A 13,080-nucleotide genomic window follows, 5' to 3' on the forward strand; every position below is an offset into this window, starting at 1 on the left:
TCAGGAGCCGGCGAGATGCAGGCCGAAGGCTGTGGCCATGGAGGGAGCGGTGGCTGCCTCGGCGAGCGGCTTGGCCCCGAGGACCTCGCTGTAGAGGCGCGCGAGCGAGTAGTGGGTCAGGGGTGTGGTGACCACGGCGCCGTGCAGTGACGGGTGGGCCACGACGGTGAGGACGAGGTTGTCCTGGTGGTCGTCGTCCTCGTCGGCGGTCACCACGATCGCGAGGTGCCCGCTGCGCCAGTCAGGGCCGGTCATGACCTTGCCGACCTGGGTCCGGAGCCACTGGTCGGCGACCGAGAGGTCGCAGTTGTGGGCGTCGTTGCACAGGTCGGGGACCACCATGCCGGCGTTCGGCAGTGCGGCGTTGGTGACGTCCTTGCCCAGCTGCGTGGCCGGCACGTCAAACTGGTTGCACGAGGAGCGCTCGCCCAGGTGGTAGGCCCACGGGTTGTGCTTGACGGCGTACTGGTCCGAGCTCTCGAGGGCGCAGTTGCCGGGCATCGCCTCGGCGTAGACCTTCGCCGTCCTGCCCTTCGACAGCGCTTGCCCGAACACCGACGGCGCGTTGGTCGTGTGGCTCGAGGGCGGGTCGTCGTCGGTGACGCCGTGCGTGCTGCCGCCGGTCATCGCGAGGTAGTTGGGCAGCGAGGGGTGGGCCACCGCCCGATAGCTCATCGCGAGCGCGTACTGCTTGCCCAGCGCCGCCACGTAGGGCATCTCGGCGCGCATCTGGTCCAGCGAGTGGTTCTCTACGACGAACACCAGCAGCTTGGTCACGGTGGCCGGCTGCACCGTGGCGAAGGTGACCGGCGGGGCAGGCGCGGACGGCGCTGGTGTGCCGCAGCCGGCAAGGACGGAGAGCCCGGCGGCAACGGCCGGGCCGGCCACTGCGGCCCATCTGTGTGACACGAGTCCTCCTCCGCCCGAGACGGGCTGCCCGGTCGACAGTACCTGCCGTCCGTGAGCGTGAGCTGGGGTCTGCTGCGCCGGCTCGACGCGGTCGCGACGGGAGTCTGCCTTCGGCGGCCCCGGGGTTTCTCGATTCGAGGACGGGGGCCAAATCAGTGGATACGGTGCCGAAGGCGGCGATCCGTGTCCGCCACGATCCACCCAGGGACTGCTGACTACACATGGCTGCTGCGTTCAACCCACCTCCGGGCTGGCCCGCTCCCGACCCCGGTTGGGTGCCACCGAAGGGCTGGCGACCCGATCCGTCGTGGCCGCCGGCACCGCCGGGGTGGCAGTTCTGGACGAACCTGCCCGACCAGACCACTGGAGCAGCGGGCTTCCCCGCCGTGCCGGGCGGCTCGATGTCTGGGTTGGCTTACGGCAGTGCGGCTCCCGTCGTCGCCGACACCCCGACGCGCGGGTCCGCCGGCTCGCGCACCGCCCCGTGGTGGGGCTGGGGCGGCTTCGCGGGGTGCGCGCTGCTCGGGCTGACCTCGGGCCTCGGCGGCGTCATCGGCTTCGCGGGGGTGTTCGCGTTCGTCGTCGCGCTCGTGGCGCTGGTCCGCGGTCACGTCCGCTGGGCGCACCTCCCGGGGCGCGCGGCCGGAGCCATCGCGCTCGTCGCGGCCGTCGTCGCCGTCTCGGTCGGCTCGGCCCTGAGCCCGGCCACGGCACCCGTCTCCGCCTCCACGTCCGCAGACCAGAGCGGCGCGCCGGCGAGCCGGGCGCCCGACCCGTCGCCGATGGCGCCGTCCGCGGACTCGACGAGCACCACGACTGTGGCTCCCAGCCCGACCGGCGCCACCACCACGACCAGCGCCACCGCGCCGGACCCCGAGCTCGAGGCGGTCAGTGCCGCGCATCCCGGGACCGCGCTGGCGCTCGTGGGCACACTCGTCGTCAAGGGCCGCGGCCCGATGACCGGCTACTCGCGCGCGGCCTTCGGTCCGGCCTGGACCGACACCGACCGGAACGGCTGCGACCAGCGCAACGACACCTTGCGCCGCGACCTGCGCGCCGTCACGCTCAAGGCCGGCACCAATGGCTGTGCCGTGATGACCGGCACGCTGACCGACCCCTACACCGCAGCCACCATCTCCTTCTCACGGACGGCAGGGGCCTCCGCGGTCCAGATCGACCACGTCGTCGCGCTCGCGGACGCCTGGGTCAAGGGCGCCGCCGGCTGGCCGCAGTCCGAACGCACCGCGTTCGCCAACGACACGCTCAATCTCCTTGCGGTGTCTGGGTCCGCGAACGCCGCCAAGGGCAGCGGCGACGCGGCGACCTGGCTCCCCCGCAACACGGCATACCGCTGCTCCTACGTGGCGCGGCAGGTCGCGGTGAAAGCGAAGTACCACCTCTCCGTAACCTCGGCGGAGCGCGCCGCGATGGTGCGGGTGCTGAGCACCTGTGCCACCACCACCCCTCCGACCGCGACGGTCGCGAAGCTGGGTGGTGCTCCGCTGTATGCCGTTCCGACCCCCAAGACGTCCCCCTCGCCGGCGGCCCCGCCGGCGCCGAAACCCACGTCGAAGCCCGCTCCCAAGCCGGCGCCCGCTCCCCCGCCGGCACCCAAGCCGGCGCCGAAGCCGGCGAGCCCGGCGACGGTCCAGGGAGTGCACCCCGGCGCCTTCTGCGCCCCGCAGGGAGCGCTCGGCTACACCGTCAAGGGCACCCTGATGCGCTGCACCTTCAAGTCCGGCGACATCCGGGCCCGCTGGCGCTCGGCCTGAGATAGACCGTTGAGCGGCATGGACGAGCAGGGTCGGCGGCTGCCCGCACCCGGGAAGGACCGATAGATGGGGCTCGGTGTCTCCTTCCGGATCGCGCCCGGCGTGCGCGTCCGGGCCTCGAGCCGGGGCATACGCGCGAGTGTCGGTCCGCGGGCAGCCCGCGCGCACGTCGGCGCGGGTCGCACCCGCATCTCCACCGGTGCGGGCCCGGTCACGTTGTCCACGACTTTGGGCGGCAGTGGGAGGCGCCGCGCGCCCTCCGGGCCGTCCACGCGGTCCCGCCAGTCGTCGGCGCAGTCCTCCTGGTCGTCCACGCCGTCGAGCAGCACCCCGGTCGCACGCACTCGGCAGCCCACCGTCGCGCAGCTGCAGGCGCAGGCGCGCGCCGCCGAGCGAGCGCAGGAGGTGGCCGGTGTCGCCGCCCTCGAGAACTCGCTGACCACGCTCCACCAGGCGGCCTTCGCGGACTCCGCCCGGCAGGTCCTCACCCCTCCGCCCGCACCGGGTCGCGCCGAGATCGAGGCGGTCCGGCGCGAGCTCTACCGCACCGCGACCACGTCGGTGCCGCTCTGGAGACTCGCCCAGCGCCGACAGGCCAAGGAGTGGGCCGGGCAGCAGGCGCCCGTCGAGGCCGAGCGGCGGCACACCGGCGACCTCGTCGGCGTGCAGTGGGAGCAGTCGCAGCTGGACCTGCACTGGCAGGCGCTCTGCGACCACGACCAGCACACCGTCATCGAAGCCGTCGACGACGCGTTCGCCGACAACGCCAGCGACTCCACCTGCGTCGACGCCGGCACCGTGGCCGAGACGGGCGCCCGCTACGTCACCGCTGTCGTCACCTACGCTGGCCTCGAGCTCATGCCGGAGCACCGCGCCGACCGCACACCCGGCGGGAAGCCGACGCTGCGCAAGCGGACCAAGACCGACCGCAACGCGCTCTATGCCACCTCCATCGCCTCGACCGTGCTCGCCACCGCCAAGGAGGCACTCGCCGTGGCGGTGGCGGCCACCGAGGCCCGCGTGCTCGTCGTGCGCCCCGACGGCATGGGCGACGTCGAGCCCGTCTACGCCGGCACCCTGCGTCGCGACCACCTCGCCCACCTCGACTGGGCCACGATCGACCCGCTCGCCGTGGCGATGGAGGCCGAAGACGCGCAGATGAGCCGCAAGGGCAGCACCCGGGAGGTCGTGGCCCTTGCGGTGGAAGCGAACTCGCCGGCCGCAGCACTCCTCGGCGCCTGGTCGCAGCCCGTCGACGAGGACAGCTGACCGCCAGGGGTCCGACTCAGGCCTCGGCCCGCAGGACCTTGACCATCGGCCGGCCCTTCGCGAGCTCGTCGACCAGCTTGTCGAGGTAGCGGATCTTGCGCATCAGCGGGTCCTCGACCTCCTCGACGCGCACGCCGCACACCTTGCCGGTGATGAGCGCGACGTTGGAGTTCAACTCGGCGTCGGCGAAGAAGTCCTCGAACGTGGTCCCTGCGTCGAGGTGGTGCTGCAGCTCGGCCTCGGAGAAGCCGGTCAGCCACTCGATGACCTCGTCGAGCTCGGCCTTCGTGCGGCCCTTCCGCTCGACCTTGGCGAGGTACGCCGGATACACCGACGCGAAGGACGTGGTGAAGATGCGGCTCATCTCGCCCACCATAGCGACGAGCGGCCACCGGTTGGCCCGCACGCCGGCCGAGGCCCGAGGGCCCGTGCCGGCCCCGCGGTCAGTGGATGCGGGCCAGGTCGAGCGTCCAGACCGGGTTGCCCGGCGCCGCCTCGACTCGCGCCCCGCTGGCGACGCGCGTCGCCGGCTGGAGCAGCGGGACGAACGGGCTGCGCGCGTTCATCGCGAGCTGCCACGCGGCATACGCGGCCGCCCGGTCGTCGCCGACCGACGCGCTCGCGGCCTCGGTCAGGTCGTCGAGGGCCGGGTCGGTGCCGCGGCGCCAGCCGGCACGCGACCCGAGCAGCTCGCCGGGCCCGAACGCGAGGTAGTTCTCCGGGTCGAGGTAGTCCGGGCTCCAGCTCCAGAGCCCGAACGCGGTGCGCCCCTCGCGGTAGGCCGCGAGCGCATCGCGCGCCGGCGCCGGGTTGAGCTTCACCTTGACCCCCACCTCGGCGAGCTGGTCACGCACGGCCGTCGCGAGAGCGGTCCGCGGGATGCCCTGGATCGGCAGGTCGGCGGCATACGTCAGCGGGATCGGCTGGCCGGCGTAGCCGGAGCGCTTCAGCGCCGCCCGGGCGGCCGCGAGGTGGCGCGGCGGGACGAGGGGCAGCGTCACGACGGGAGTGGGTATGCCGTCCGCCCCAGTGGTGACGACCGCGCTCGGTCCCCCGGCGGGCCCGGTCGCCGACGTCACCGGGCCGCCGGGCGTGCTCGACGTGGTCGGGGTGCTCGGCGTGCTGACCGTGGGGGTCGGCGTGCCGGTCGAGGCGGTGGGGCCGCCCGCTGTGGTGGTGCCGCTCGGCGTCGGTTGCGGCACGACGTCCTTGAGCGCGCCGACGATGCCGGCGGGGACGAGGCCGGCCGCGGGCTCGGACCCCGGCGCGGAGTCGGCGAGGGACACGCGGTCGAGGCCGAGGCGCACGGCATCGACGAAGTCGGGGTTCGAGGTCCAGGCGTTGACGGCCTTGGTCCGGCTCAGCGCCAGGTAGACGAGGGTGCTCGACCGCATCGTCTTCACCGTCACCGCGGGCATCTCGGGGGCCGGCGCCGCGTCGGGGCCGGCCGTCGCCGAGGGGCTCGCGGTGGGGTCGACCCCGGCCCGGGCGACCTCGCTCGCCTGCGACGGGGAGAGGTCGAGGGCGACGTCCGCGCGACCCGACGTGATGTCGGCGAGCTGCTGCTGGGGGGCGACGTTGCGCACGAGCAACTCGGGGAACTTCGGCCGCGTGCCGGTCCAGTGCGGATTGGGCGCCAGGCGCACCTCGGAGCTGCCGCGCACGCCGTCGAGGACGTAGGGGCCCGAGCCCGCCGAGTGCGTGGACAGGTAGCCGGTCGCCGTGTCATCAGGGCCGATGGTGCCGCCGTTGGCCTTGACCACCGTGCTGTTGAGGATGCCGAACGCCGGGTTGGCCAGGATCGCGGGCAGGGCGAAGTTCGCCGACGGGGAGCTGAGCGTGAAGGTGCGCTCGTCGACCTTCACGGTCGAGACCTGGCCGAGCAGCGAGGCGACCGGTCCGCCGAGGCCCTTGGCGCGCTCGATCGTGAAGAGCACGTCGTCGGTCGTCATCGGCGTGCCGTCGGAGAAGTGGACGCCCTTGCGCAGCCGGAAGGTGAGCCAGCGCCCCTCGGGCGAGATCGTGTAGTCGGCGAGTCCGGGCTCGACCTTCGTCGGGTCGCCCGGGTCGAGGCTCGTCAGCGTCTCGTAGAGCGCGTGCGAGAGCATCGACCCGCTGCGGTTGAACTGCTGGGTCGGGTCGAGGCTCGTGTGGTCGAAGACCGCGTCGACGACCAGCGGCTTCGGCGGCGCCGTCGTCGTGGTCACCGCCGCGGGCGTCTCCCGGGGGCTGGTGCCGCCGGTCGGCGTCATCGGCGCCGGGTCCGCGGTGCAGGCGGTCGCGCCCAAAGCGAGCACGCCGAGCGTCGCCACCGCGAGCAGGCGGACCGGACGTCGACGCATGGGCTTCCTTCGGGCTGCCCGGCGGTCGGCGCGAACGCGGGGGCTGTGGTCACGGGTGCAGCGACAGAGGTGTCCACGCGCACCACTGCGAACCGGAGCACCCCTGCCCGTGCCTCGCAGTCTAGCCGCCGCCACCTGAGGCGCCGGTCACGCGTGACGCGGCCCCTTCACCCGGGTCGATGTATTCCGCGACCGCCGGTGATCGCGGAATACATCGAATGCGGTGAGGCGCGGCCTGCTCAGGCCTGCCCGCCCTCGAACCAGGCGACGAGCTCGGGGTCGAGCGCGGCCACGTCGACCGGGTGGCCGCCGGTGCGCAGCGACACCGTCGCCGAGGCACCCGCCGCCACGGCCTCGCGGGCCGCGACCGGGGAGGTGTCGGTGACGCCACCCTCGCGGGCGAAGCGGACGAACTCGGCGATCAACAGCGGGTCGGCGCCGCCGTGCCCGAGCGTGTCGGCCGGCGGGATCTCGATGACCTCGTCGGCGTCGTCGCGATAGCTGTCGGTGCGGCGCGTCCACACCTTGACCTTCGCGCCCGGGCCGTCGCCGAAGTTCTCGAGACGCCCCTTGGTGCCGATGACGGTGTAGCTGCGCCAGTAGTCCGGCGTGAAGTGGCACTGCTGGTAGGAGGCGAGCACGCCGTCCTCCAGCACGAGGTTGGCCATCGAGAGGTCCTCGACGTCGACAACCGGGTTGAGCTCGCGCTGCTCGGTGGGCGGCCAGTTGTCGAGGGAGTACCAGTCGGCCATCCGCCGGTCGGAGTTGTCGCGGTGGTCGTCGATGTCGCCGTACACCGCGAGCGCGCCGACCGCGCTCACCCGCCGCGTGTAGGCGCCGGCGAGCCAGTGGATGACGTCGAGGTCGTGGGCGCCCTTCTGCAGCAATAGCCCTGTCGTGTTGCGCCGGTCGGCGTGCCAGTCCTTGAAGTAGTAGTCGCCGCCGGCGGAGACGAAGTGCCGGCACCAGACGGCCTTGACCTCGCCGATCGTGCCGGCCTGGATGACGTCGCGCATCGCGCGGACCACCGGCATGTGCCTCATGTTGTGCCCGACGTAGAGCCGCGTTCGCGTGCGGTGCGCGGCCTCGAGGATGCGGTCGGCGTCGGCGAGCGTCGTCGCGAGCGGCTTCTCGACGAACGTCGGTATGCCGGCCTCCAGCGTCCGCACGGCGTGCTCGGCGTGCACGTGGTCGGGGGTCAGGACGAGTACCGCGTCGAACTCGGCCCGCACGTCGGGACCGAGCAGCTCGTCGAGACCGTCGACGAGGCGTACGCCCTCGATGCGCTCGGCGGCGTCGGCTCGGCCCCGCTCGGCGGAGTCGCAGACGACCGTGACCCGGCTGCCCTCGCCGGGGCGGTGGGCGTAGCGGGCGAGGCTGGCACGCAGGCCGAAGCCCACGATGGCGATGCGCAGGTCACCCTGCGGGTCGAGGGGTTCAGTCACGCGGGTCAGGCTCCCACATAGGCCGCGAGGTGCTGACCGGTGAGCGTCGAGCGGTCGGCGACGAGGTCGGACGGGGTGCCCTCGAAGACGATCCGGCCGCCGTCGTGGCCGGCGCCCGGGCCGAGGTCGATGATCCAGTCGGCGTGCGCCATGACCGCCTGGTGGTGCTCGATGACGACGACCGAGCGGCCCGAGTCGACGAGGCGGTCGAGCAGGGCGAGCAGGTTCGCGACGTCCGCGAGGTGCAGCCCGACGGTCGGCTCGTCGAGGACGTAGACCTCGGCCTTCTCCGCCATCTGCGCGGCGAGCTTGAGCCGCTGGCGCTCGCCGCCGGAGAGGGTCGTGAGCGGCTGGCCGAGCGTGAGGTAGCCGAGGCCGACGTCGGCGAGGCGCTCGAGGATCTTGTGCGCGGCCGGGGTCTTCGCCTCGCCGTCGGCGAAGAACTCCAGTGCCTCGGACACCGAGAGGTCGAGGACGTCGGCGATGTTGCGGCCGCCGAGCGTGTAGTCGAGGACCGCGGCCTGGAAGCGCCGGCCCTCGCACTCCTCGCACGTCGACTCGACGGTCGCCATGACGCCGAGCTCGGTGTAGATGACGCCGGCGCCGTTGCACGCGGGGCAGGCGCCCTCGGAGTTGGAGCTGAAGAGGGCGGGCTTGACGCCGTTGGCCTTGGCGAAGGCCTTGCGGATCGGCTCGAGCAGGCCGGTGTAGGTCGCCGGGTTGCTGCGGCGTGACCCCCGGATGGCGCCCTGGTCGACGACGACCACGCCGTCGCGGCCCTCGACCGAGCCGTGCACGAGCGAGCTCTTGCCCGAGCCGGCGACCCCGGTGACGACGCAGAGGACGCCGAGCGGGAGATCGACGTCGACGTCGCGCAGGTTGTGGGTGCTCGCGCCCCGGATCTTCAGGGCGCCCTTCGGCTCGCGGACGGTGTCCTTGAGGCTGACCCGGTCGTCGAGGTGGTGGCCGGTGACGGTGTCGCTGGCCCGCAGCCCATCGACGCTCCCCTCGTAGACGACCTGGCCGCCGCCACTGCCGGCGCCCGGGCCGAGGTCGACGACGTGGTCGGCGATCGCGATCATCTCCGGCTTGTGCTCGACGACGAGGACAGTGTTGCCCTTGTCGCGCAGCTGGACCAGCAGCCGGTTCATCCGCTCGATGTCGTGCGGGTGCAGGCCGATGCTCGGCTCGTCGAAGACGTAGGTCACGTCGGTGAGAGAGGAGCCGAGATGGCGGATCATCTTGGTGCGCTGGGCCTCCCCGCCGGAGAGCGTGCCGGCCGGCCGGTCGAGCGAGAGGTAGCCGAGGCCGATCTCGTCGAACGAGTCGAGCAGGTGCTGCAGCCCCTTGAGCAACGGCGCCACCGAGGGCTCGTGCATCCCGCGCAGCCACTCGGCGAGGTCGGTGATCTGCATCGAGCACAGCTCGGCGATGTTCTTGCCCTTGATCTTCGAGCTCAGCGCCTCCTTCGACAGGCGGGTGCCGCCGCACTCGGGGCAGGTCGTGAAGGTGACGGCGCGCTCGACGAACCGGCGCACGTGCGGCTGCATGGCGTCGAGGTCCTTCGACAGCATCGACTTCTGGATCTTGCTCAGCACGCCCTCGTAGGTGAGGTTGACGCCCTCGACCTTGATGCGCTCGGGCTGGCCGTAGAGCAGCTTCTCGCGCTGCTTCGCGGTGAACTTCCCGATCGGCTTGTCCATCGGCAGGCCCGCGCCGGCGAAGATCCGGCCGTACCACCCGTCCATGCTGTAGCCCGGAACCAGCAGCCCGCCCTCCGACAGCGACTTCGTCTCGTCGTAGATCGCGGTGAGATCGAAGTCGTTGACCGACCCCATGCCCTCGCACCGCGGGCACATGCCGCCCTGGTAGACCGCCTCGCGCACCACCGAGGTCTCCGTGTGGCTGCCGCGGTCTGTCTTCATGACCCCGCTCGCCACCCGCGTCGGCACGTTGAAGGCGAACGCGGTGGGCGGGCCGATGTGCGGCTGCCCGAGGCGGCTGAAGAGGATGCGGAGCATCGCGTTCGCATCGGTCGCGGTGCCGACGGTCGAGCGCGGGTTGGCGCCCATCCGCTCCTGGTCGACGATGATCGCCGTCGTCAGTCCCTCGAGCAGGTCGACGTCGGGCCGCGCCAGCGAGGGCATGAAGCCCTGGACGAACGCGCTGTACGTCTCGTTGATGAGCCGCTGCGACTCGGCCGCGATCGTGGCGAAGACGAGAGAGCTCTTGCCCGACCCCGAGACCCCGGTGAAGACGGTCAGCCGCCGCTTGGGCAGCTCGACGGTGACGTCACGCAGGTTGTTCTCGCGGGCACCCTGCACCCGGATCACGTCGTGGCGGTCGGCCGGGACGGCATACGACTGGGTCGACGAGGCGATCCCCGGGCTGGTCATGGTGTCGGCCATGCGGCAACGCTACGGTCGGCGACCCGGCTGCGCACGCGATTACGGGCGCCTCACGCTCAGGGCAGCAGGTCGTCGAGGTAGAGCGGCAGCATCGCCCACCACGTCGGCCAGTCGTGGTCGTAGGACGTGCCCCAGTCGTCGACGCGGTTGGGGATGCCCTTGCGGCCGAGCACCTCGGCGACCGCCCAGGACTCGCCGACGTCCTCCCAGCGGCCGCTGCCGGAGGCCAACACGATCATCCGCTGGCGCAGCAGGTCGAGCGTCGGCCCCTCGAGGCCGGGCAGGAAGCGCAGCGGCGAGCTGAAGTAGAGGTCGTCGTTGACGTGGCCGCCGATGAACTGCTCGATCGCGTACGTCCCGCTCATGCAGACGGCCGACTGCACGAGCTCGGGGTAGCGGCAGGTGATCGCGAGGGCGTTGAAGGCGCCGATCGACGCGCCGGCGACCGTCACCGGCAGCTGCTGGCCGCCGAGGTCGGAGTGGATCGCCGGGATGACCTCGCGGGCGATCGCCTCGTGGAAGGCGTTGAAGAGGGCGAGACGGTAGTCGGCGCTGCCGCGCCGCTCGGCGAGCGCCCGGCCGGCGATGCTGTCGACCGAGTAGACCTTGGCCCGGCCGGCCGCGATGAGCGGCTCGAGGTGGGCGATCATCTGGTGGCGCTCGACCTCCTCCGCGTCACCGCCGGCGGTCGGGAAGAGCAGCACCGGCGAGCCGTAGCTGCCCCACCGCGCGACGCTGAGGTCCTGGCCCAGACGGTCGGAGTACCACCGGTCGGTCACCTTCATGCGGGTTGCTCCTGTCTGCTGGATCTACTCGTAGACGAACTTCTGCGGACCGGGGAAGAGCCACGAGAGGGCGTCGCCGAGGCGGTCGCGCCAGTCCTCCCAGTTGTGGCCGTCGCGCGCCTCGACGTAGCGCACCTTCATCCCGGTGTGGCGGAAGACGGGCACCATCGACCGGTTCGGCGTGATGAGCGGCTCGTAGACCCCGCACGACATGTAGATGCGGTCGACGACGGCGGTGGGCTTCGCGCGGTAGCGGTTGACGAACTTCACGACCGGGTCGAAGGCTGGGCCGCCGCCATGGTCGAAGCCGATGTCGGTGAAGATGAGCGACGCCGACTGCAGCAGCAGCGAGCCGAAGAGCCCGGGATAGCGCACCGCGACCGACAGCGCCGCGATGCCGCCGAACGAGCTGCCCATCAGGCACCGCGCCTCCGGAGCGTCGATGAGCGGCAGCCGCTCGTTCAGCAGCGGCACGAGCTCGCGGGCGATGAACCGGGCGTGCGGCGCGTGGTTGGGGTACTCCTTGAGCCGGTCGCGCGGGGAGACGAAGACGGCGACGAGCGGGTCGACGTCGAGGCGGTGGATGAGGTTGTCGAGGACCGTCTTCATCGCCGCGAACGCGAGGTAGTCGCCGCCGTCGTGGACGATCAGCAGCGGGTAGCGCTGCGCCCGGTTGAAGCGGGCCGGCAGGTAGATCGTCACCGGCTGGTCACGGCGCAGCGCCCGGCTGCGGACCGTCTCCTCGACGAGGGTGCCCTCGCGGGCCTCCGGGTCGTGGGCCACCCAGTCCGGCACGCGGTAGCCGACGGCCGCGCACACCGACGACGAGCCCATCGGGCTGTGCGCGAGACGCGGGTTGAGCGGGTCGTTGAACCGCTCGTACTGCTCGCCCTTGCGGATCTCGATCTGGTACTCGACCCGCGACCCCTCCGGCAGCACCGTGGTCACGGCCCACAGGTCGGACTCGCCGATCCGCTTCAGCGGCAATGGATCCGGCAGGCCGACGACCCGGTGGCGCACCCACACCTCGTCGACGTCGCCGCGGTAGAGGAACGTCGCCCGCTCGCCCTCGATGATGGGGCTGCCGAAGCGCTCGAGGAACCGGTCGATCGCCGGCCCGTCGAGTGGCTGCTGGGCGCGCAGCCGGTTGACCGCGAGCCGCTCGACCGGGCTCATGCCGCCTCCACCACGCAGACGTGACCGTTCGCGTCGATGACCCGCGCGCCCGCCGGGATGCTGGACGCACCTTGCCGTATGCCGTCCGCACCCTCGCGTGTGCCGTCCACCCCCTCGAAGCGCACCACCGCGCCGTCGTCGAGCAGGAGCAGCTCGTGCCCGGCGAACCGGCGCGCGAGGAGCGCCATCCGCTCGTGGTCGTCGAGCCGGAGGCGCCGCTTGGCATGCGGCAGCGCGATGACGCCCCGCAGCCGGCCGAGGCCCCGGTCGTGCAGCTCGGCGGCGGTGACCCCGTGCGGGGCGAAGTCGTGGAAGAGGACGACCTGGTCGGTCAGCGCCATCGCCCCGGCCGACCAGGCGACGACCGTCTGCTCCGGCCGCAGCGAGACGTCGAAGAGGCGGAGCGTCTCGAGGAGGACGCGCACGTTGCCGCCGGCCAGGACGACCGCCTCGCACTCGGCCAGGACGGCGCCGACCTCGCCGCGGTGCCAGCCGACGATGCCGCTGACCTCCGGTGACGTCGCGGCGCGGAGGGCGGCGTGCCGCTCGGCGACCGCCGCGGCATACCACTTGTCGACGTCGCGAACGGACTGGATGGCGGCCTCCTCGGCCCACGGCCGCACGTCGTGCAGCGACGTGCGGTGCGCGACGGCCTCGACGGCGTCGATCGCACTCTGCAGCCGGATGCCGTAGAAGGCGCGCAGCTCGTCCACGCCCTCGCGGAACTCGCGGACCGCGGTCGCGACCTGCTCGTCCTTGGCGAGCACGTCGGTCATCCGGTGGTGCAGGGCGAGGTTGACGCCCCGGCCGTCGAGGTGGCCGGCGAGCTCGGCGTCGTCGGACTCGCGCTCCTCCCAGCCGGCGTTGACCATGGCGATGCGCCCGGACACGCCGAGGCCGCGCACGACGGCGCCCACGGTCGTCGTGAAGCGCTGCGGGCCGAGCAGGATCGTCGACATCACGGACATCAGGCG

The 13,080-nt window shown here is 72.4% G+C and carries 10 protein-coding genes; 2 read left to right on the top strand and 8 right to left on the bottom strand.

Features of this window, described 5'->3' with window-relative positions:
* Positions 1-909 carry an alkaline phosphatase family protein gene (locus tag AB0316_RS00835; RefSeq protein ID WP_366269625.1) on the bottom strand — a complete coding sequence of 303 codons (909 nt, stop codon included), beginning with the start codon at positions 907-909 and terminating at the stop codon, positions 1-3.
* 221 nt (positions 910-1,130) lie between these two features.
* Between AB0316_RS00835 and AB0316_RS00840 the strand changes: the two genes are divergently transcribed.
* Positions 1,131-2,681, top strand: a complete 1,551-nt coding sequence (locus tag AB0316_RS00840) for an HNH endonuclease family protein (RefSeq protein WP_366269627.1) — start codon at positions 1,131-1,133, stop codon at positions 2,679-2,681.
* A 66-nt stretch (positions 2,682-2,747) separates the two neighbouring features.
* The gene (locus tag AB0316_RS00845) at positions 2,748-3,950 is read left to right on the top strand and encodes a DUF4236 domain-containing protein (protein ID WP_366269629.1); all 1,203 of its coding nucleotides are present in this window, start codon (positions 2,748-2,750) and stop codon (positions 3,948-3,950) included.
* A 16-nt stretch (positions 3,951-3,966) separates the two neighbouring features.
* On the opposite strand, the gene AB0316_RS00850 is transcribed toward AB0316_RS00845, so the two are convergent.
* From AB0316_RS00850 to AB0316_RS00880, 7 genes are all read right to left on the bottom strand, one after another.
* The gene (locus AB0316_RS00850) at positions 3,967-4,314 is read right to left on the bottom strand and encodes a DUF2200 domain-containing protein (protein ID WP_366269631.1); all 348 of its coding nucleotides are present in this window, start codon (positions 4,312-4,314) and stop codon (positions 3,967-3,969) included.
* A gap of 79 nt (positions 4,315-4,393) precedes the next feature.
* Positions 4,394-6,292 carry an ABC transporter substrate-binding protein gene (locus tag AB0316_RS00855; protein ID WP_366269632.1) on the bottom strand — a complete coding sequence of 633 codons (1,899 nt, stop codon included), beginning with the start codon at positions 6,290-6,292 and terminating at the stop codon, positions 4,394-4,396.
* Positions 6,293-6,531: 239 nt separating this feature from the next.
* On the bottom strand, positions 6,532-7,737 hold the full coding sequence (locus tag AB0316_RS00860; protein WP_366269634.1) for a Gfo/Idh/MocA family oxidoreductase: 1,206 nt from the start codon (positions 7,735-7,737) through the stop codon (positions 6,532-6,534).
* A gap of 5 nt (positions 7,738-7,742) precedes the next feature.
* Positions 7,743-10,145 carry an excinuclease ABC subunit UvrA gene (locus AB0316_RS00865; protein ID WP_366269635.1) on the bottom strand — a complete coding sequence of 801 codons (2,403 nt, stop codon included), beginning with the start codon at positions 10,143-10,145 and terminating at the stop codon, positions 7,743-7,745.
* A 56-nt stretch (positions 10,146-10,201) separates the two neighbouring features.
* Positions 10,202-10,930 (bottom strand): alpha/beta hydrolase-fold protein, encoded by a 729-nt coding sequence (locus tag AB0316_RS00870; protein ID WP_366269637.1) that lies wholly within the window; start codon positions 10,928-10,930, stop codon positions 10,202-10,204.
* A 24-nt stretch (positions 10,931-10,954) separates the two neighbouring features.
* Positions 10,955-12,106, bottom strand: coding sequence for an alpha/beta hydrolase-fold protein (locus AB0316_RS00875; RefSeq protein ID WP_366269639.1), 1,152 nt, complete (start codon positions 12,104-12,106; stop codon positions 10,955-10,957).
* Positions 12,103-13,074, bottom strand: coding sequence for a hypothetical protein (locus tag AB0316_RS00880; protein WP_366269640.1), 972 nt, complete (start codon positions 13,072-13,074; stop codon positions 12,103-12,105). The genes AB0316_RS00875 and AB0316_RS00880 overlap by 4 nt, the downstream gene beginning before the upstream one ends.
* Between the last annotated feature and the right edge of the window lie 6 nt (positions 13,075-13,080).

It is taken from the genome of Terrabacter sp. NPDC080008 (genome assembly GCF_040702505.1).
Classification (GTDB): domain Bacteria; phylum Actinomycetota; class Actinomycetes; order Actinomycetales; family Dermatophilaceae; genus Terrabacter.

Excerpts from the sequence above, each read along its gene's own strand:
- AB0316_RS00870 (WP_366269637.1), bottom strand. The coding sequence starts at position 10,930 with ATGAAGGTGACCGACCGGTGGTACTCCGACCGTCTGGGCCAGGACCTC.
- AB0316_RS00855 (WP_366269632.1), bottom strand. The coding sequence starts at position 6,292 with ATGCGTCGACGTCCGGTCCGCCTGCTCGCGGTGGCGACGCTCGGCGTG.
- AB0316_RS00865 (WP_366269635.1), bottom strand. The coding sequence starts at position 10,145 with ATGGCCGACACCATGACCAGCCCGGGGATCGCCTCGTCGACCCAGTCG.
- AB0316_RS00880 (WP_366269640.1), bottom strand. The coding sequence starts at position 13,074 with ATGTCCGTGATGTCGACGATCCTGCTCGGCCCGCAGCGCTTCACGACG.
- AB0316_RS00840 (WP_366269627.1), top strand. The coding sequence starts at position 1,131 with ATGGCTGCTGCGTTCAACCCACCTCCGGGCTGGCCCGCTCCCGACCCC.
- AB0316_RS00875 (WP_366269639.1), bottom strand. The coding sequence starts at position 12,106 with ATGAGCCCGGTCGAGCGGCTCGCGGTCAACCGGCTGCGCGCCCAGCAG.
- AB0316_RS00845 (WP_366269629.1), top strand. The coding sequence starts at position 2,748 with ATGGGGCTCGGTGTCTCCTTCCGGATCGCGCCCGGCGTGCGCGTCCGG.
- AB0316_RS00850 (WP_366269631.1), bottom strand. The coding sequence starts at position 4,314 with ATGAGCCGCATCTTCACCACGTCCTTCGCGTCGGTGTATCCGGCGTAC.